The sequence below is a fragment of the Inhella sp. genome (genome assembly GCF_041912635.1).
Lineage (GTDB): Bacteria > Pseudomonadota > Gammaproteobacteria > Burkholderiales > Burkholderiaceae_C > Inhella.
The window spans coordinates 41,000-60,654 of record NZ_JAYRMO010000012.1; the positions used below are offsets into that span (position 1 = coordinate 41,000).

General features: G+C 67.7%; 11 protein-coding genes. 5 read left to right on the top strand and 6 right to left on the bottom strand.

The features are described from left to right. Positions 1–38: 38 nt before the first annotated feature. The 4 genes from ACE3QP_RS08990 to aceE all read right to left on the bottom strand — a co-directional run bounded on the left by ACE3QP_RS08990 (position 39) and on the right by aceE (position 9,179). Positions 39–2,402 carry a M4 family metallopeptidase gene (locus ACE3QP_RS08990; RefSeq protein ID WP_374435351.1) on the bottom strand — a complete coding sequence of 788 codons (2,364 nt, stop codon included), beginning with the start codon at positions 2,400–2,402 and terminating at the stop codon, positions 39–41. Between the two features lie 602 nt (positions 2,403–3,004). Then, positions 3,005–4,801, bottom strand: coding sequence for a dihydrolipoyl dehydrogenase (gene lpdA / locus ACE3QP_RS08995; protein ID WP_374435353.1), 1,797 nt, complete (start codon positions 4,799–4,801; stop codon positions 3,005–3,007). Positions 4,802–4,811: 10 nt separating this feature from the next. Continuing rightward, positions 4,812–6,458, bottom strand: a complete 1,647-nt coding sequence (aceF, locus tag ACE3QP_RS09000) for a dihydrolipoyllysine-residue acetyltransferase (RefSeq protein WP_374435354.1) — start codon at positions 6,456–6,458, stop codon at positions 4,812–4,814. 12 nt (positions 6,459–6,470) lie between these two features. After that, positions 6,471–9,179: a pyruvate dehydrogenase (acetyl-transferring), homodimeric type gene (gene aceE / locus ACE3QP_RS09005; protein ID WP_374435356.1), complete on the bottom strand. Its 2,709-nt coding sequence runs from the start codon at positions 9,177–9,179 to the stop codon at positions 6,471–6,473. Positions 9,180–9,308: 129 nt separating this feature from the next. Between aceE and ACE3QP_RS09010 the strand changes: the two genes are divergently transcribed. From ACE3QP_RS09010 to ACE3QP_RS09030, 5 genes are all read left to right on the top strand, one after another. Further along, positions 9,309–11,849: a PAS domain S-box protein gene (locus ACE3QP_RS09010; RefSeq protein WP_374435358.1), complete on the top strand. Its 2,541-nt coding sequence runs from the start codon at positions 9,309–9,311 to the stop codon at positions 11,847–11,849. Beyond that, on the top strand, positions 11,846–12,472 hold the full coding sequence (locus ACE3QP_RS09015; protein ID WP_374435360.1) for a response regulator transcription factor: 627 nt from the start codon (positions 11,846–11,848) through the stop codon (positions 12,470–12,472). The genes ACE3QP_RS09010 and ACE3QP_RS09015 overlap by 4 nt, the downstream gene beginning before the upstream one ends. 63 nt (positions 12,473–12,535) lie before the next feature. Then, a complete protein-coding gene (gene folD, locus ACE3QP_RS09020; protein WP_374435362.1) occupies positions 12,536–13,390 on the top strand; it encodes a bifunctional methylenetetrahydrofolate dehydrogenase/methenyltetrahydrofolate cyclohydrolase FolD in 855 nt (284 codons plus the stop codon). A 3-nt stretch (positions 13,391–13,393) separates the two neighbouring features. After that, positions 13,394–15,406, top strand: a complete 2,013-nt coding sequence (locus ACE3QP_RS09025) for a M3 family metallopeptidase (RefSeq protein WP_374435364.1) — start codon at positions 13,394–13,396, stop codon at positions 15,404–15,406. Positions 15,407–15,430: 24 nt separating this feature from the next. Further along, positions 15,431–15,886, top strand: a complete 456-nt coding sequence (locus ACE3QP_RS09030) for a type IV pilin protein (RefSeq protein ID WP_374435365.1) — start codon at positions 15,431–15,433, stop codon at positions 15,884–15,886. Positions 15,887–15,943: 57 nt separating this feature from the next. Here the strand turns inward: ACE3QP_RS09030 and ACE3QP_RS09035 are convergent, their stop codons facing one another. Together ACE3QP_RS09035 and ACE3QP_RS09040 are read right to left on the bottom strand one after the other, a co-directional pair. Continuing rightward, complete coding sequence (locus ACE3QP_RS09035) at positions 15,944–18,949, bottom strand: EAL domain-containing protein (RefSeq protein WP_374435367.1); 3,006 nt, start codon at positions 18,947–18,949, stop codon at positions 15,944–15,946. Then, positions 18,942–19,553 carry a FecR domain-containing protein gene (locus tag ACE3QP_RS09040; RefSeq protein ID WP_374435369.1) on the bottom strand — a complete coding sequence of 204 codons (612 nt, stop codon included), beginning with the start codon at positions 19,551–19,553 and terminating at the stop codon, positions 18,942–18,944. Before ACE3QP_RS09040 ends, ACE3QP_RS09035 begins: the two co-directional genes overlap by 8 nt. Between the last annotated feature and the right edge of the window lie 102 nt (positions 19,554–19,655).

Genomic DNA, 19,655 nt, shown 5'->3' on the forward strand with positions numbered 1-19,655 from the left:
GACCGCCCTGAAGGGCCGCAACCCTCCAGGGCCTTCAGTCACTTGGGCAACGAATAGCTCAGCGTGAAATTGCCGCTGCCAGAGTAGGCGTACACCTTGATGTAGTAGTAGCCGGCACCACCCGTGTAACTGATCGCCTCGGTCGAGTTGGCGCCTTCGGACTTGGCCACCACCACGAAGCTGCTGCCGTTCCACTTGTACAGGTAGAGGTCAAAGTCCGCCGCGGACGGACCCGTGAGGTTCAGCTTGAAGCTGCCCCCGGCGGCGCTGTAGTGGAAGTCGCCGCTGGGGTAGTTGGCGGAGTAGCCCGTGCTCAGGTAGCCGCTCACCGTGGTGCTGCCGCTGTCCACCGGCCTCACCGTCAAGGTGGCACTGCCGCTGGTGGTGCTGCCGTTGGCATTGCTCACGACGACGCTGAAGCTCGCACCGTTGTCCGCACTGGTGGTGGGCGGTGTGGTGTAGCTTGCGGCGGTGGCGCCAACGATGCTGACCCCGTTCTTTTTCCACTGATAGCCCATTGCAGTGGCGCTGCTGGCCGTGACCGTGAAGGTGGCGGGGGTGCCGGCATTGACGGTGACCGAGGCCGGCTGCCCAGTGATGACCGGCAGGTTGGTATCCACCGGCTTGACCGTCAGCGTGGCGGCGGTGCTGGTGACGCTGCCCTTGCTGTTGGTGACCACCACGCTGTATTGGGCGCCGTTGTCGCTGGCCGTGGTGGCCGGCGTGGTGTAGCTGGCGGCTGTCGCCCCGGGGATGGCGGCACCGTTCTTCTGCCATTGGTAGCTCAGCGCGGTGCTGGAACTGGCCACCACATTGAAGCTGGCGGTCTGGCCGACGTTGACCGTCACGCTGGCCGGCTGCGAAGTGATGCTGGGCACGCTCGCATCGGGCGGGTTCGGGCAGGCAACGCCCACCCCGCTGAAGGCGCTGGCCACGTCGGCCGACGGGTAGCCGCGGTTGAGCGCCGCTTTCATCACACCGCAGGCGCCGTTGTTGAAGGTCTCGTTGGCCGTCCAGTACAGCTTGTTGGCGTCGGCCATCACCTCGAAGGCCTTGCGCGTGTTCCAGCCGGCCTTGGTGGCCAGCAAATAGAACGCCTTGTTGTAGACCCCGCTGGTGTGGTGCACGTCCATGCTGCTGCTGTACTTGCTGGCGTGGTCGATGGAGATGCCGTCGCGCGGCGGGTTGTCCATGTAACGCAGGGACCCGGAGCCCTTGAAGATGTCCCCGCCCACCAGCCAGTCGTTGCTGCCGCGGGCGTAGAACTCGGCCGCCTCCCCGGCCATGTCGGAGTAGGCCTCGTTCATGCCGCCCGATTGGCCCGAGTACACCAGGCCCGAGTTCTGCTCGGTGTAGCCGTGGCTGACCTCGTGCGCCATCACGTCCAGCGACACCAGCGGATGCAGGGTGGCGCCGCCGTCGCCGAAGGTCATCTGCTGACCATCCCAGAAGGCGTTCTCGTAGTTCTGGTCATAGTGGATGCGCACCGTCAGCTTCTGGCTGATGGGCCGGCGCTGCAGCCAGTCCTGGTACATGTTGAAGACCACGTTGCCGAAGTAGTGGCCGTCGTTCAACGGCGAGTAGGCGCCGTTGACCTGCTTGTACTCATTGCGCGAGCAGGTGAACTTGAACGGCGTGTTGGGCGCCGTGGTGGTGCCCTTCATGTCCACCGTGACGACATTGGTGGTCGACATCTGGCAGTCATCGGTTACCGCCAGCGGGCCATACTTGCCGCCCGGCCCGAACTCGTACTTGCCGGTCTTGGCGTTGCCGCCGGGGCCGGTGGCGTCCTTGTGCGCCAGGCCCTCCCACTGCTCGATGACGCGCCCGCTGTTGGCCTCGATCAGGAAGTGCGGGCGCGTCGGCTTGCCGCCCTCTTGCGAGAAGAACGAGACCAGGTAGACCAGCTCCGCCTTGTTCTGGGCGTTCAGTCGCACGTAGAGCTTGGTCTGTTCCTGGCTGACGCTGCTGAGGCGCACGCGGCCCTTGGCTTGGGCCAGCACGGCAGCCGGGCTTAGGCTGGGCGTGGCATGGGCCAGGTCCGCCTGGATGCCTCGCACCAGCGAACCGGTGAATTGCGAGCTGCTGACCAGGCCGCGTGCATTTGGCTCCACGTGCTCCACGATGGCTTCGCCCCAGACCGGCACGCCCATGTAGAACTGCTGGTGCCGCGTGACCACCAGGCCGCTGGCATAGGTGTGGCGGGTCTGGACCTGCAGCTCCTGGGCATTGAGCCCCAGGGCGGCGGCGCCCCGTGTGCCGGGTGCCACGGCGGCACGCGCGGTCGGAACCGCGTCCGGCGCATCCAGGCGCAATCGCTCAGCGGCCAGCGCAGGGAAGGCCGCTTGAAGAGCGGCCAGGCTCAGCGCAGCCTGCAGCACTCGATGGTGTCCTCGTTTCATGTCATCTCTCTCTAGCTGGATTGCATGACCCCTTGTGGGGGCAGTGGGTGGAGCCCTACAGGGGTGCTGCCGGGCCAGTGCTCGCGCCTAGCACTCGGACGGCGGGTAGCAGCCCGGTACCTGCGGCTGCATGCGCCTTCGAGCGCCCGCCCCGGTCACCCGCCGCGCTGGGTCAGAACCCGGTTCGGTGTGCGCTCAAGGCAAGGCAAGCGTCGCGCTCACGGCCCATGGCAAGCCGCCGCTGCGATGGCCTGCCATCGACTGCGGTGCCCCGTGCACGGGCCTTGAATGTGACGGGTGGATGCTGCGCGGCCTCGCGCCGCGCCGCCTTGTACGCAAAGAGGAGTGCGGCCCGCAAAAGCATGCAAGCGCGCGGGTTGCCACGATCAGGACCTACCCGCAGTCCGGCCTAGAGTGCAACAGCGCGTTTCAACGCGAACCCTCTCGCCAGGTGTCAACGCCTCCCGGCGTTGCATGGCTCCATGAAGCAGCGCAAGCGCGCATCGCGTTCGCCCACAGCGGCTGGGAGAACAGTCGCGCCTTGCGAAAAAGCCCCGGATGCTTTCGCGTCCGGGGCTTGCGCGGCTCAGCGCGGCAAGGCCTTACCTGCGGGCCGGCGGCACGTCCGTGCAGCTGCCGTGCGCCACCTCGGCCGCCATGCCGATGCTCTCGCCCAGCGTGGGGTGGGGGTGGATGGTCTTGCCGATATCCACCGCATCCGCCCCCATCTCGATGGCCAGCGCGATCTCGCCAATCATGTCGCCGGCATGGGTGCCGACGATGCCGCCGCCGACGATGCGGTGCGTCTCGGCATCAAACAGCAGCTTGGTGAAACCCTCGTCACGGCCATTGGCAATGGCGCGCCCGCTGGCGGCCCAGGGGAACAGGCCCTTCTCGACCTTGCGGCCCTCGGCCTTGGCCTGGTCTTCGGTCAGGCCCACCCAGGCGACCTCAGGGTCGGTGTAGGCGACGCTGGGGATGACGCGCGCGTTGAAGGCGGCACTGGCGAGCTTGGCGTCGCCCTTCAACTCGCCGGCAATCACTTCAGCCGCCACATGGGCTTCGTGAACGGCCTTGTGGGCCAGCATGGGCTGGCCGACCAGGTCACCGATAGCGAAGATGTGCGCTGCATTGGTGCGCATCTGCACATCCACCGGGATGAAGCCGCGATCCGAAACGGCCACACCAGCCTTCTCGGCACCCACCTTCTTGCCATTGGGCGTGCGGCCCACGGCCTGCAGCACGAGGTCGTAGGTGCCCTCGCTCTTGGTGCCGTCCAGGCCCTCGAACTGCACCTTGATGCCCTCGGGCGTGGCTTGCGCGCCCACGGTCTTGGTTTTCAGCATCACCTTGTCGAAGCGATGCTTGTTCATCTTGTCCCAGACCTTGACGAGGTCGCGGTCGGCGCCCTGCATCAGGCCGTCCATCATCTCGACGACGTCCAGGCGCGCGCCCAGCGTGGAGTACACCGTGCCCATCTCCAGGCCGATGATGCCGCCGCCGATGATGAGCATCTTCTTCGGCACTTCCTTCAGCGCGAGCGCGCCGGTGCTGTCGACGATGCGCGGATCGTCCGGCAGGAAGGGCAGACGCACAGCCTGCGAGCCGGCCGCAATGATGGCGGCCTTGAAGCGGATGGTCTTGTGGCTGCCGGTCTTGTCCTGCGCGCTGCCGGTGGTCTCCTCGACCTGCAGGTGGTGCGGGTCAAGGAAGCTGCCGTAGCCGCGCACCACCGTGACCTTGCGCATCTTGGCCATCTGGGCCAGGCCGCCGGTCAGCTTGCCAATGACCTTTTCCTTGTGGCCGCGCAGCTTGTCGATGTTGAGCTTGGGAGCGCCGAACTCGACGCCCAAATCGGCCATATGGCTGACCTCGTCCATCACCGCGGCCACGTGCAGCAGCGCCTTGGAAGGAATGCAGCCGACGTTCAGGCAGACGCCGCCCAGGCTGGCGTAGCGCTCGACCAGCACGACCTTGAGGCCCAGGTCCGCCGCGCGGAAGGCGGCCGAGTAGCCGCCCGGGCCGCCGCCGAGCACGAGGACCTCGCACTCCAGGTCGGCGCCGCCGGTGTGGACGGCGGTGGCGATCGGGGCCGCGATGGGCGCGACTACGGGAGCAGCGACCGGGGCCGCAGCCACCGGCGCTGGCGCTGCAGGCACTGCCGCGCCCTCAACCAGCGCAATCAGATCGCCCTGGTTGATCTTGTCGCCGAGTTTGACCTTCAGCTCCTTGAGCACGCCCGCACCGGTGGCGGGGATCTCCATCGAGGCCTTGTCGCTCTCGACCGTGATCAGGCTTTGGTCCACCGCGATCGCGTCGCCCGGCTTGACCAGGATCTCGATGATGGCCACGTCCTTGAAGTCACCGATGTCGGGGACGCGCAGTTCGATCTGTGCCATGTCGCCGACCTCAGAGCAGTACGCGGCGGAAGTCCGCCAGGATGGCGCCCAGGTAGGCGTTGAAGCGGGCCGCAGCTGCGCCGTCGATGACGCGGTGGTCCCAGCTCAAGGAGAGCGGCAGCGTCAGGCGTGGCTCGAATTCCTTGCCGTTCCAGACCGGCTTCATGAAGCTCTTGCACACGCCCAGGATGGCCACTTCGGGCGCATTGATGATGGGCGTGAAGTAGGTGCCACCGATGCCGCCGAGCGAGCTGATGCTGAAGCAGCCGCCGCTCATCTCGGCCGGGCTGAGCTTGCCGTCGCGCGCCTTGGCCGCGAGCTCGCTCATCTCTTTGGCGATCTGCGCCACGCCCTTCTGATCGGCGTCCTTGATGACCGGCACCATCAGGCCGTTGGGCGTGTCGGCCGCAAAGCCGATGTGGAAGTACTTCTTCAGCACCAGTTCGTCGCCATCCAGGCTGGCGTTGAACTCGGGGAACTTCTTCAGGGCCGCCACGCAGGCCTTGATCAGGAAGGCCAGCATGGTGAACTTGGTGCCCGACTTCTCGTGCTCCTTGTTCATCTGCACGCGGAAGGCTTCCAGCTCGGTGATGTCGGCCTCGTCGTGGTTCGTCACATGGGGGATGACGACCCAGTTGCGGTGCAGATTGGCGCCGCTGATCTTCTTGATGCGGCCCAGGGGCTTGCGCTCCACCGTGCCGAACTTGGCGAAGTCCACCTGCGGCCACGCCAGCAGGCCGGGGAAGGCACCGCCTCCCGCTGCCGCGGCGGCAGGTGCCTTGGCAGCAATCGCCTTGGTCTGCGTGCTGCCGGCCATGACGGCGCCGACGAAGGACTGCACGTCTTCCTGGGTGATGCGGCCCTTGGGGCCGGAGCCCTTGACCTCATCCAGCGGCACGCCGAGTTCACGCGCGAATTTGCGCACCGAGGGGCTCGCGTGCGGCAGCTTGCCGCTGGCGGCCAGGGGCTCGTGCGGCGCGGCAGCGGGCTGGCTGCGCGCTGGCGCCGGCGCGCTGGCAGCCACGGGGGCGGCGGCCACGGCAGCGGGTGCGGCGCTGGCCTGGGCCGGCGCTGCGGCAGCACCGGCCACGCCGCTGAGCACCAGCACGGCACTGCCGATGTTGACCGTGTCGCCCAGCTTGACCTTGATCTCCTTGACCACGCCGGCGTGGCTGCTCGGAATCTCCATCGAGGCCTTGTCGCTCTCGACCGTGATCAGGCTCTGTTCGACCTTGACCGTGTCGCCCGGCTTGACCAGCAGCTCGATGACGGCCACGTCCTTGAAGTCGCCGATGTCCGGCACCACGACGGTGACATCGCCGCCCGCGGCAACCGGCGCTGCGGCCGGTGCGGGCGCGGCTACCGTGGGGGCAGGTGCCGGCGCGGCCGCCACGGCAGCCGGCGCCGGCGCTGCAGCGCCCGCTGCTTCCAGCTCGAGGATCAGGTCACCGATGTTGACCGTGTCGCCCAGCTTGACCTTGAGCGCCTTGACGACGCCGCCATGGCTGCTCGGGATCTCCATCGAGGCCTTGTCGCTCTCCACGGTGATCAGCGATTGCTCGGGGCGGATGGTGTCACCCACCTTGACCAGCACTTCGATGATCGCGACGTCCTTGAAGTCCCCGATGTCCGGGACCTTGACTTCCACCAATGCCATGTTGGTGCGTCCTTATGCGTAGAGCGGGTTGATCTTGTTGGCGTCGATGCCGTACTTGGCAATCGCTTCGGCCACCTTGGCGGCCGGCAGCTTGCCTTCGTCGGCCAGCGCCTTCAGGGCGGCCACGACGATGTAGTGGCGGTTCACCTCGAAGTGCTGGCGCAGCTTGCTGCGGAAGTCGCTGCGGCCGAAGCCGTCGGTGCCCAGCACCTTGTAGGCACGGCCGGCCGGCACGAAGGCGCGGATCTGGTCGGCATAGGCCTTCATGTAGTCGGTCGAGGCCACCACCGGGCCGGCGGTCTTGCCGAGCTGCTGCGCCACGAAGGAGACGCGCGGCGTCTCGGTGGGGTGCAGCAGGTTCCAGCGCTCGGCGTCCTGGCCGTCGCGGGCCAGTTCGTTGAAGCTCGGGCAGCTCCAGACGTTGGCGCCCACGCCCCAGTCGGCTTCCAGCAGTTCCTTGGCGAAGATCGATTCGCGCAGGATGGTGCCGCTGCCCAGCAGGTTCACCTCCAAGGGCTGCTTAGCCGCCGGCTGCAGCAGGTACATGCCCTTGAGGATCTCGGTCTCGGTGCCGGCCGTCAGGCCCGGCATGGCGTAGTTCTCGTTCAGCAGGGTCAGGTAGAAGAACACGTTCTCCTGCTTGCCCACCATGCGCTCCAGGCCGTTGTGCAGGATCACCGCCACCTCATGCGCGAAGGTCGGGTCGTAGCTGATGCAGTTCGGGATGGTGCCGGCCAGGATGTGGCTGTGGCCGTCCTCGTGCTGCAGGCCCTCGCCGTTCAGCGTGGTGCGGCCGCTGGTGCCGCCGAGCAAGAAGCCGCGCGCCTGCATGTCACCCGCTGCCCAGGCCAAGTCGCCAATGCGCTGGAAGCCGAACATCGAGTAGTAGATGTAGAAGGGGATCATCACGCGGTTGTTCGTCGAGTACGACGTCGCCGCGGCGATCCACGAGGCCATGCCACCGGCCTCGTTGATGCCCTCTTGCAGGATCTGGCCGGCCTTGTCCTCGCGGTAGTACATCACCTGGTCCTTGTCGACCGGGGTGTAGAGCTGACCCTTGGGGTTGTAGATGCCGATTTGGCGGAACAGGCCTTCCATGCCGAAGGTGCGCGCCTCGTCCACCAGGATGGGCACCACGCGCGGGCCCAGTTCCTTGTCGCGCAGCAGCGCGGTCAGGCAACGCACGTACGCCTGGGTGGTGGAGATCTCGCGGCCTTCGGGGGTCGGGTCCAGCACGGCCTGGAAGGCGGAGAGCGGCGGCACGGTGAAGCTCTCGTCGGCCTTCACGCGGCGCTTGGGCAGGTAGCCGCCGAGAAGCTGCCGGCGCTCGTGCAAATAGCGCATCTCCGGCGTGTCGTCGGCCGGCTTGTAGTACGGAATCTTGGGCAACTCGCTGTCGGGAATGGGGATGCCGAAGCGGTCGCGGATGTACTTAATGTCCTCGTCGGTCAGCTTCTTGGTCTGGTGGACGGTGTTCTTGCCCTCACCGGCCTTGCCCATGCCATAGCCCTTGACCGTCTTCACCAGCAGCAGCGTGGGCTGGCCGGTGGTGTTGTGGTGGGCCTGGTGGAAGGCGGCGTAGACCTTCTCGGGCTGGTGGCCACCGCGGCGAAGCTCGAAGATCTCGTCGTCGCTCATGTGCTCGACGAGCTTGGCGGTTTCCGGGTACTTGCCGAAGAAGTGCTTGCGGACATAGGCGCCGTCGTTGGCCTTCATGGCCTGGTAGTCGCCGTCCACGGTTTCCATCATCAGCTGCTTGAGCTTGCCGCTCTTGTCGCGCGCCAGCAGCTCGTCCCAACCCTTGCCCCAGACCAGCTTGATGACGTTCCAGCCGCTGCCGCGGAACTCGCCTTCGAGCTCCTGGATGATCTTGCCGTTGCCGCGCACCGGGCCGTCCAGGCGCTGCAGATTGCAGTTGATGACGAAGACCAGGTTGTCCAAACCTTCGCGTGCGGCCAGACCAATCGCGCCCAGGCTTTCGGGCTCGTCCATCTCGCCGTCGCCCATGAAGGCCCACACCTTGCGCTGTGCCGTGTCGGCAATGCCGCGGGCGTGCAGGTACTTCAGGAAGCGCGCCTGGTAGATCGCCATCAGCGGGCCCAGTCCCATGCTGACGGTGGGGAACTGCCAGAACTCCGGCATCAGCTTGGGGTGCGGGTAGCTGGACAGACCCTTGCCGTCCACCTCCTGGCGGAAGCTGTCGAGCTGCGCCTCGCTCAGGCGACCTTCCAGGAAGGCGCGGGCGTAGATGCCGGGCGCGCTATGGCCCTGGATGTAGAGCAGGTCGCCGCCGTGGTTCTCGTTCTCGGCGTGCCAGAAGTGGTTGAAGCCGGCGCCGAGCATCGAGGCCAGCGAGGCAAACGAGCCAATGTGGCCGCCCAGATCGCCGCCGTCGGCCGGGTTCAGGCGGTTGGCCCGCACCACCATGGCCATGGCGTTCCAGCGCATGTAGGCGCGCAGGCGCTTCTCGATCTCGATATTGCCCGGGCAACGCGCTTCCTGGTCCGCCGGGATGGTGTTCAGGTAGGCGGTGTGGGCGCTGAAGGGCACATCGATGCCGGCCTGGCGGGCCTCGTCAATCAGCGCTTCCAGGATGAAGTGGGCGCGTTCACCGCCCTCCTCGCCAATGACCGCCTTGAGGGCGTCCAGCCACTCCTGGGTTTCGCGGGGATCAGCGTCGTTGGGGCGCGCGGCCAGGATGTCGTTCGGCTGGGCGGACATGGGGGACGTCTCCGTTTTTAGAGTCACAACTCGAATCGAGGGCGGAGTGTGCCATAGGCCGCCCATCTTTCAAATGGCGGATAGCCTTTCCGCATTACGAAACCAAGTTGAGGTCGAGATAATCGGCCGATGCCTCTCCGCCCCGACTGGAGCCAGTCGCTCCAGACCCTCTTTCGCCCCGCCCTGGCCGCCGCCACGCGCTGGTGGCGCCGCCAGTCACCCGCGCGCCAGGACCGCTTTGCCACTCTGGGCCCCCTGCTCTCGGTGCTGCTCTTTCTGGGCACCATCGTGTTGGCCTTCTGGTACCTGCGCAACGAAGAAATCGAGCGCGAGAGCGAGGCTGTCAAGCGCGACACCGAGATCGCCCAGCAACAGCTGCGCTTGCGCCTGATCGAGAACCAGGAGCAGATGGCGCGCATTGCGCGCGAGATCGTCACGCGCGCAATCGACACCTACGAATTCAGCGCCCAGGCCAGCGCATTCGCGCGCGAGCGTCCTGAGGTCATGCACATCACCTGGCTGAGCGCCCGGCGCGAGCGGCGTGCCTCGGTGGCCAGCACCGGCTTCCAGGCCCCCACGCTGATGGCCCCGGGTTCGGCCGACCCTTCGATGCCCCAGGGCAACAACGTGCCCGACCAGACCTTCGTAGCCGTGCGCGAGCGCCGCCAGCCGCTTTACACCGGCGCCTTCAACGACGCGGTGGGCAATCTGGTGTTCCAGCTGCAGGTGCCGCTGATCGACCGCCACGGCTTTGCCGGGGTGCTGATCGCGGAGTACGGTGTCGAGGCCCTGCTGCGCTACTACGTGCCGAGTGAAGTCGCCTCGCGCCACGCCATCGCGGTGCTGGATCCGAACGAGCTGGTGGTGGCCAGCACCGTCACCCCCATGCCCGGCGTGACGCCCGGCAAGGCCGCCATCCTGCACGAGGTGCCGCTGGCGCCGGCCCTCAATGGCCTGGTGTTGCGCGGCCAGGGCTACCGCACCAGCATCGGCCTGATCTCCAACACCCTGTTCTGGATGGTGGTGGCGCTGGCCACGCTCACCGTCTGGATGCTGCTGGGCACCTGGCGCCACATGCGCCGGCGCCTGCACATGCAAAACGCCTTGCTGGCCGAAACGAACTTTCGGCGTGCGATGGAGAACTCCATGCTCACCGGCATGCGCGCCCTCGACATGGAGTCGCGCATCGTCTACGTGAACCCGGCCTTTTGCGCGATGACCGGCTTCACCGAAGCCGAGCTGCTCGGCCACCGCCCGCCTTTTCCCCACTGGCCGCGCGACCGCATCGAAGAAAACCAGCGCCTGCTGGATCAGGAAATGCAGGGCCGCAGCCCCAGCGGCGGCATCGAAGTGAAGGTGATGCGCAAGGACGGCTCGGTGTTCGACGCGCGCATGTACGTCTCGCCCCTGGTGGATGCCAAGGGCAAGCAGACCGGCTGGATGGCCTCGATGACCAACATCACCGAGGCCAAACGGGTGCGCGACCAGCTGAGTGCCAGCCATGAACGCTTCACCACCGTGCTGGAAGGCCTGGACGCCGCCGTCTCCGTGCTCTCCATCCCGCAGCAGGAACTGCTGTTCGCCAACCGCAGCTACCGCCTCTGGTTCGGCGCGGAAAGCCTGGGCCATACCCAGCTGGCCGAGCAGCCTGGCACCCAACTCTCACTGCCCAGCGACGATGTGGACGACTACAGCGGCCTGCCCGCCCAGCCGCTCACCGAAGGGCCCGGCAGCAGCCCGCGCGAGGTCTATGTGGAGCAGCTGGAGCGCTGGTTCGACGTGCGCACCCGCTACCTGCAGTGGACCGACGGCCGCCTGGCCCAGATGCTGATCGCCACCGACATCACCGCCCGCCGCGCTGCCGAGCAGCAGGCCGAGGCCCAGGCCGCCAAGGCCCAGGTGACGAGCCGCCTGATCACCATGGGCGAGATGGCCTCCAGCGTGGCCCACGAACTGAACCAGCCGCTCACCGCCATCACCAATTACTGCAACGGCATGATCAGCCGCGTGCGCGGCGACAACATCGCCAAGGATGACCTGCTGGCCGCGCTGGAAAAGACCAGCAAGCAGGCCCAGCGCGCCGGCCAAGTCATCCACCGCATCCGCGCCTTCGTCAAGCGCAGCGAGCCGCAGCGCCAGACGGCGCAGGCCGCGGACATCGTCGAGGACGCCGTCGAACTGGCCTCGATCGAACTGCGCCGCCGCAACGTGCAGCTGCACACCTATGTGGCGCAGCGCCTGCCCGCGCTGATGGTGGACCCGATCCTGATCGAGCAAGTGCTGCTGAACCTCTTGAAGAACGCGGCCGAGGCGATCGACATCGCCAAGCTGCCGCCCTCGCGCCGCCACATCGAGCTGCGCGTGGTACCGCGCCACATGCCCGACCAGGGCGGCACCATCGAGTTCTCGGTCCAGGACATGGGCCCCGGCCTGCCCGAGGACGCCATCAACCGCATCTACGAGGCCTTCTACTCCACCAAGGCCGACGGCCTGGGCATCGGCCTAGGGTTATGCCGGTCTATCGTCGAGAGCCACCAGGGCCGGCTGCGGGCCGAGAATCTCTACAATGGCGAGCTTGTTTCGGGCTGCCGCTTCTCGTTCACGATCCCCGTCGATCTGCGCCACGCGGACAGCCTCACTCCCTCCCCGACCGCCAGCACCACACCATGAGTTTGATTCCCAAGAAGGGCAATGTCTTTGTCGTCGACGACGACGAGGCCGTGCGTGACTCCCTGCAATGGCTGCTGGAGGGCAAGGACTACCGCGTCAAGTGCTTTGACTCGGCTGAAAGCTTCCTGGCCCGCTTCGACCCGCGCGAAGTGGCCTGCCTGATCTGCGACATCCGCATGGACGGCATGAGCGGCCTGGAGCTGCAGGACAAGCTGATCGAGCGCAAGAGCCCGCTGCCGATGGCCTTCATCACCGGCCATGGCGATGTGCCGATGGCCGTGCAGACGATGAAGAAGGGTGCGATCGACTTCATCGAGAAGCCCTTCAAGGAAGACTCGCTCGTGGCCTTGGTGGAAAAGATGCTGGATCAGGCCCGCACGGCCTTTGCCAGCCACCAGGAAGCCGCCAGCCGCGACGCCCTGCTGAGCCGCCTGACCACGCGCGAGGCCCAGGTGCTGGAGCGCATCGTGGCCGGCCGCCTGAACAAGCAGATTGCCGACGACCTGGGCATTTCCATCAAGACCGTGGAGGCGCACCGCGCCAACATCATGGAAAAGCTCAACGCCAACACCGTGGCCGACCTGCTCAAGATCGCGCTCGGCGCCACCACCGCGAAGGCGTAATTGCCGCAAGCTTCCGAGGCCGCTCACCGAGCGGCCTTTTTCGTTTCTGAAAGGACCCTGCCCATGACCGCCCAACTGATCGACGGCAACGCCCTGGCCGCCAAGCTGCGCTCCCACATGGCCACCGAAGTGGCCGCGCTGACGGCCCGCGGCCACAAGCCCGGCCTGACGGTGCTGCTGGTGGGCGAAGACCCGGCCAGCCAGGTCTATGTGCGCAACAAGGTCAAGGCCTGCGAAGCCATCGGCATGGCCTCCAACCTGGAACGCCACCCCGCCGACATGACGCAGCACCACTTGCTGACGCGCATTCGCGAGCTGAACGCCGACCCGGCCGTGCACGGCATCCTGGTGCAGCTGCCGCTGCCCAAGCATCTGGATGCGGACCTGGTGATCGAGTCCATCGCGCCGGAGAAAGATGTGGACGGCTTCCATGTGGCCAGCGCCGGCGCCCTGATGGTCGGCCAGCCCGGCTTCAAGCCTTGCACACCCTACGGCTGCATGAAGATGCTGGAGGAGATTGGCTGCAACCCGCGCGGCAAGCACGCGGTGGTGATCGGCCGCTCCAACATCGTCGGCAAGCCGATGGCCATGCTGCTGCTGCAGGCCAGCGCCACCGTCACCATCTGCCATTCGGCCACGCCGAACCTGGCGGAGATCACGCGCCAGGCCGACATCCTCGTGGCCGCGGTGGGCCGCCCTCGCTTCGTCACGGCCGACATGGTCAAGCCCGGCGCGGTGGTCCTGGACGTGGGCATCAACCGCCTGCCGGACGGCAAGCTTTGCGGCGACGTGGACTTCGTGCCGGTGAAGGAAGTCGCCAGCTGGATCACGCCGGTGCCGGGTGGCGTCGGCCCCATGACCATCACCATGCTGCTGCAGAACACCCTGGAAGCGGCCCAGCGCAAGGCAGGCGCCTGAGCCATGGCCAGCAATCCCCTGCTCTCCCCCGCCCATCTGCCCGACTTCGGGGCCGTCCGCCCCGAACACATCGAACCCGCCATCACGCAGCTGCTGACGCAGGCACAGGCTGCGCAGGCCAAGGTCACGGCCGCGGACTTCCCGGCCAATCTGCAGGCGATTGAGCGCGAGCTGGACGTGGCCAGCGAGGCCCTGGGCCTGGCCTGGGGTGTGGTCGGGCATCTGAACGCCGTGGCCGACACGCCGGAGCTGCGTGCGGCCTACAACGCCATGCTGCCGGCCGTCAGCAACTTCTACGCCGAACTGGGCGCCGACGAGGCCCTGTACGGCAAGTACAAGCAGGTCGCGGCCGAGCAGCCGCCCAGCGACCCGGCCCAGGCGCGCGCCCTGCACCTGGCCCTGCAGGGCTTCGTGCTTTCCGGCGCCGAGCTCGAAGGCGCGCAGAAAGAGCGCTTCACCGAGCTGCAGAACCGCGGCGCCGAACTGGGCCAGGCCTTCAGCGAGCATGTGATGGACGCCACCGACGGCTTCGCCCTGTTCGTGCCGGCCGAGCGCCTGGACGGCATGCCCGCCGATGTGCGCGCCCATGCCGAAGAACTGGCCCGCGCCGAGGGCCGCCCCGGTGAGGCCAAACTGACCCTGCACGCGCCCTGCCAGGTGCCGCTGATGCAGTACGCGCACGACCGCGCACTGCGCGAGCAGATCTACCGCGCCTACGTGACCCGCGCCAGCGAGTTCGGCCCCGCCGAGCAGGACAACAGCCCGCTGATGCACGAGATCCTGGCCCTGCGCCATGAAGAGGCGCAGCTGCTCGGCCAGCCCGATTTCGCCAGCCTGTCGGTGCTGCCCAAGATGGCCGATTCACCGGAACAGGTGCTGGGCTTCCTGCGCGACCTGGCCAGCCGCGCCCGCCCGCATGCCGAGCGCGATCTGGCCGCCGCCCGCGCCCACGCCCGGACCCTGGGCCTGGACGATCTGCAGGCCTGGGATCTGGCCTATGTCAGCGAAGACCTGAAGACCCGCCAGTACAGCTACAGCGAGCAGGAAGTGCGCGAGTACTTCACCCTGCCGCAGGTACTCGATGGCCTGTTCGCCCTGCTCGGGCAGATGTTTGGCCTGAGCCTGCGGCGCATCGAGGGCTCGGTCTGGCACGACAGCGTGCAGCTGTATGAACTGCAGCGCGAGGGACGCCTCGTCGGCCATGTCTACCTGGACCTGCTCGCCCGCGTGGGCAAGCGCCCGGGCGCCTGGATGGACGATGTGCGCGGCCGCTGGCGTCGGCCCGACAGCGGCCAGCTGCAAACCCCGGTAGCGCATCTGGTGTGCAATTTCGCACCGGGCGCCGACGGCCAGCCCAGCCTGCTGACGCATGACGATGTGCAGACCCTGTTCCACGAGTGGGGGCATGGCCTGCACCACCTGCTCACCGAGGTGGAAGTCGGGGGCGTCTCCGGCATCGACGGCGTGGAATGGGACGCCGTGGAGCTGCCCAGCCAGTTCCTGGAGAACCTGGCCTGGGAATGGCCGGTGGTGCAGCGCCTGAGCCGCCACGTGAAGAGCGGCGCGCCGCTGCCCCGGGCGCTGTTCGACAAGATGCTCGCCGCCAAGAACTTCCAGGCCGGCCTGCAAACCCTTCGCCAGGTCGAATTCGCGCTGTTCGACATGCGCCTGCACCAGGCCGAGAACCCGGCGGTGCTGGAGTTGTTGCGTGAAGTGCGCCAAGAGATCGCCGTCCACCTGCCGCCCGACTTCAACCGCTTCCCGCACGCCTTCAGCCACATCTTTGCCGGCGGCTACGCGGCTGGCTATTACAGCTACAAGTGGGCTGAGGTGCTGAGTGCCGACTGCTGGGCCGCCTTTGAGGAAGAAGGCGTGGACAACCCCGCCACGGGCGCCCGCTTCGTCAACGAGATCCTGGCCCGCGGAGGGTCACGCCCGGCACTGGAAAGCTTCAAGGCTTTCCGGGGACGGGAGCCGCTGGTGGATGCGTTGCTGCGGCAGCAGGGGCTGGGCTGAGCAGGCACCACGAAACCCGTCAACATGCCGAGCCACCAGAAACCCCAGCGCGCCGCCGGTTTCACGCTGGTGGAGTTGCTGCTCGCCATGGTCGTCATCGCGATCTTGGCCGCGCTGGCCTACCCGAACTTCATCAACCAGATCCGCAAGGCGCGGCGCTCGGAAGCAGTGGCGGCCCTGCTGGCCGTGGTGCAGGCACAGGAGCGCTGGCGGTCCAACAACCCCAACTACGCCAGCGACCTCACCAGCACCTGGCCCACCGGCCTGGGTCTGCCGGACAAGTCATCCGGCCAGTACTACGCCATCGCACTTTCCGCCTGCGCCCCGGCCGAACCGGCCACATGCTTTGTGGCCACCGCGACGGCCATGCCGGGCCGTTCACAGGCCGCCGACCAGGGTTGCACCCAGCTGACGGTGATCGTCAAGGCCGGGAGCCCCAGCTACCTACCCAGCGACAGCCACCGCTGCTGGTCCCAGTAGGCGCGCCCGTGGTCCGCGTGCGGCCCAGACTCCTCGTATGGCGCCTGCCGGGCGGGCTCAGACCCGGCCTTCCTTTTGCTGCTTCTCGATCATCTTCAGCGCCTCCTCCACCGGCAGCGCCTTGCCGAATAGCCAGCCCTGGCCGATGTGCACGCCCAGCTCATGCAGCAATTGGGCCTGGCGCTCTTCTTCCACGCCTTCGGCCAAGGCCTGCTTGTCGAGTGCCTTGACCAGGCCAACGATGGTGCGCACGATCTCGACGGCGTCTCGGCCGGCGTGCAGACGCATGACGAAGCTGCGGTCGATCTTCAAGGTGTCGAAGGGGAACTGGTGGAGGTAGGCCAGGCTGGAGTAGCCGGTGCCAAAGTCGTCGATGGAGATCTTGAAGCCCATCTTGGCGAGCTGCTGCAGGGCCTCGGCCGTCTGGTGCGGGTTGGCCATGGCCATGCTCTCGGTCACTTCGAGCTTGATGCGGTGCGGATCGAGACCCTGCAGGCGCGCCAGCACGTCGCGCGCATCGGCCATCAGGTCGCCCTCGGTGAACTGACGGCTGCTGAGGTTGACGGCGATCTCGCCGTCAAAGCCCAGGGCGTCCCAGGCACGCAGTTGGTCGGTCACCGCCATCAGGGTCCAGCGGCCCATGGCGACGATCTGGCCGGATTCCTCGGCGTAGGGGATGAAGTCGCCCGGCATGATGAAGCCGCGCTCGGGATGGATCCAGCGGATCAGGGCCTCGAAGCCGAGCAGCTTGCGGTCCTCCAGCCGCACCAGGGGCTGGTAGTACATACGAAACTCGCCGCGCACCAGGCCAAGATCGATGTTGTCGTGCAACCAGCGGCGGCTGGTTTCGAGCAACTGATCGGCCGGGTCGTAGGCGCGCACCCCACCACGCTGGCGGGTCTTGGCCAGGGCCAGCGCCATTTCTGCGCTGGCCAGTAGCTCGGCGGCATCCTGCGGGCCCTGGCTGCGGTGCGCCCAGCCCACGGTACCGGCCACCTCCAGCCTCCGCCCATTGACCAGCAGCGGCTCCCGCAATTGCTCTCGCACCCAGTCCGGCGTGCGCTGGGCGTCCTGCCCGGCCGGCAGCAACTCGGCACCGAACGCCAGCGCGAACACATCCGCCCCGAGGCGTGCCACCGATTGCCCCTGCCCCTCGCGCTGGCCCAGGCGGCGCGCCACGGCCCGCAATACGCCATCGCCCACCTGGGTACCCTCGGCCTCGTTCAGGGCACGAAAGTCGTCCAGGCCGAGCAGCACCACACCCAGCGGCGCGCCTGTGGCAAAGAGCTGCTCCAGGCGCTCGATGAAGAGGGAGCGATTGGCCAGGCCGGTGAGGCGATCGTGCAGCGCGTCGTGCACGAGCTGGCGCTGCAGGCGCAGGGTGTCGGAGATGTCGGTGAGCGAGCCGGCCATGCGCGTCGGCCGGCCTTGGGCATCGCGCGTGGCCATGCCGCGTACCAGCAGGGCGCGCTCCTGCTCACCCTCGCGGAACTGCAGCACATGGTGCAGCTGCAGGCTGCGGCCTTCCAAATGGTCCTGCAGCGCGGCATCGAAGGCAGAACGGGCGTTCGCATCCAGGGGCACGGTGAAGGCGTCCATGGCGCGGGCCTGGCTTTCCTCCTGCCCCATCAGGCCGAGCCAGCGCTCGCTGAAGTGCACCTCGCCGGCCGCCAGGTCCCAGTCCCACAGCCCGTCATTGGCACCCTGGGCGGCCAGCGCGTAGCGCTCCTCGCTGGCGCGCAGCGCGGCCACCGCGGCTTCCTTGCGCAGGCGCTCGCCATGGCCGCGCAACAGCGTGGCGCCCAGCACGGCGGTGATCATGGCCAGGCCCGGGTAGGCCAGCGACAGGAAGCGGTGATTGGCAACGAAATCCCATTGCGCCCAGCCCAGCAGCAGCAGGCCCAGCGCCCCCAGCACGGCGCCGGCGCGCCGGCCCGACCAGTTGGCCAGCGCCCCGGCCGCGGCCAGGGGCAGCAGCAGCATGGCGGCCAGTTCGATCAGCGGCGCGAACTCGCTGACGCGCAAGTTGCGCCCGGTGATGAGGTTGTCGGTGACGGTGGCCAGACGCTCCATGCCGGGAAGGCCGGAATCGAAGGGGCTGGGCACGGAATCGCTGGTGCCGAAGGCGGTGGCGCCGACGATGAAGATCCGGCCCTTGAGCTGATCCGCCGGCACCTTGCCGTTCAGCACGTCGATGTAGCTGAGGGTGGGGAAATGCTCGGCCTTGCCGTAGTAGTTGACCCATTGGCGCGAGGCGGCGTCCAGCGGCACCTGCAGCGGTCCCCAGCGCACGGCCTGACCGGCCACGAACTCGGCCTGGCTCCAGTCCAGATCCAGCGCCACGCCGGCCAGGCGCAGGGCCATGGTGGGGAACCATTCACCCTGCCAGTGCAGGGCCGGCAGGTCGTAGCGCAGGCTGCCATCCACACCACGCTTGGAACTGACATGGCCGACGATGCCGGCCGCCTCGGCCAGCACGGGCGTGGGCGCGATCAGGCCCTTGGGCACCATGGCCACGGATTCCGCCGCCAGCGCCTCGGCCTTCGCGCGCATGTAGGCGTGAGCCAGCAGCTGCTCCAGCGGCGCGCCGGCCATGGCCGAACTGTCGTCCGGCAGGGCCAGCGCAATGGCTTTGGCCATGCCGGGGGCTTGCAGGGCGGCGGCCAGGGCACGGTCGGCCTCCTCGCCGCCGGGCTCGGGCATCAGGATGTCCAGCGCCACCGCCTTGGCGCCGGCCGCGGCCAGGCGGGTGATGAGCTCGGCGTGGCGAGCGCGGTCGGGCGCGGCACCACCCAGGGCCTGCAGGGTGCGGTCATCGATAGACACCAGGGCCACCGGATGCCGGGTGCCCGGTGCCAGCGGGCCGCGCACCTGCATCTGCAGGTCCAGGGTCAGGCGGTCGATGCGCTCCAGCAAGGTGCCGGCGCGCTGCGACCACAGCACGATGGCCAGGGTGGCGGCCAGCAGGGCCACCAGCAGGTAGCCCCGTTCGGGCCGGTCCCGGCGGCTGGGCCGGGCGGGCCGAACGCCTGGCGAGGCCGCGTCCGCGGCCGGCTCAGACACCGCTCAACCGGTCCAGCGTGGCTTTGATGCGCGTCTCCGACCAGGCCGCCGCGGCGCTGCAGCCCTTGCCGGCCACACAGTCGGTGCCCATCAGCCCGGCCAGCGCAATCAGCGGCAGCGCGGCGGTGATGGAACGGGTCTGCGGCCGCGCGGGTTGCACGTCCACGCTGCCGCTTTGCATCAGCACGGCCGTCTTGTCCTCGGAGGGCACGTCGACCGCGAACTCGGTGCCGCGCACGGCTGTCACCGCACTGGGCGTGCGCAGGGTCCAGGCGCCGCCGGCACTGACCTTCTGCCCCACCAGGCCCAGGCGCAGGAAGAAGCGCGCATCCTTGCGCTCCGAGCCCTCGGCGCTGAAGGACTCGATGCGCAGCTGGCTGTTTTCGGCCAGCACCAGCGAGGAGCCGTCGACGCAGCGCAGGCGCACGCGCGATTTGGCACCCGTCTGCAATTCATCGCCCACGTTCAGTCCGCTGCCGGCCTTGAGCACGGTGCTGCCGCTGCGGGCTTCACCAATCAGGGCGGCCACCTCGCACACCGGCGCGGCCTGGCTGGCGGCAGCCATCAAACCCAGACCCAGGCCCCAAAGGCTTCGGAATGTCATCTCGTTCTCCTTGCGGTTGCCAGGATGCTAGTCCTGGTTTAGATGGTCCTACACCGAGGGGGCATCGAACAAGGTGCCAGTGGCCCGGAAACAGGGGAATGC

What these genes read in the sequence shown, in the direction of transcription:
- lpdA (WP_374435353.1), bottom strand. Translation starts at nt 4,801, where the DNA reads ATGGCACAGATCGAACTGCGCGTCCCCGACATCGGTGACTTCAAGGAC.
- ACE3QP_RS09010 (WP_374435358.1), top strand. Translation starts at nt 9,309, where the DNA reads ATGCCTCTCCGCCCCGACTGGAGCCAGTCGCTCCAGACCCTCTTTCGC.
- ACE3QP_RS08990 (WP_374435351.1), bottom strand. Translation starts at nt 2,402, where the DNA reads ATGAAACGAGGACACCATCGAGTGCTGCAGGCTGCGCTGAGCCTGGCC.
- folD (WP_374435362.1), top strand. Translation starts at nt 12,536, where the DNA reads ATGACCGCCCAACTGATCGACGGCAACGCCCTGGCCGCCAAGCTGCGC.
- ACE3QP_RS09015 (WP_374435360.1), top strand. Translation starts at nt 11,846, where the DNA reads ATGAGTTTGATTCCCAAGAAGGGCAATGTCTTTGTCGTCGACGACGAC.
- ACE3QP_RS09040 (WP_374435369.1), bottom strand. Translation starts at nt 19,553, where the DNA reads ATGACATTCCGAAGCCTTTGGGGCCTGGGTCTGGGTTTGATGGCTGCC.
- aceE (WP_374435356.1), bottom strand. Translation starts at nt 9,179, where the DNA reads ATGTCCGCCCAGCCGAACGACATCCTGGCCGCGCGCCCCAACGACGCT.
- ACE3QP_RS09025 (WP_374435364.1), top strand. Translation starts at nt 13,394, where the DNA reads ATGGCCAGCAATCCCCTGCTCTCCCCCGCCCATCTGCCCGACTTCGGG.
- aceF (WP_374435354.1), bottom strand. Translation starts at nt 6,458, where the DNA reads ATGGCATTGGTGGAAGTCAAGGTCCCGGACATCGGGGACTTCAAGGAC.
- ACE3QP_RS09030 (WP_374435365.1), top strand. Translation starts at nt 15,431, where the DNA reads ATGCCGAGCCACCAGAAACCCCAGCGCGCCGCCGGTTTCACGCTGGTG.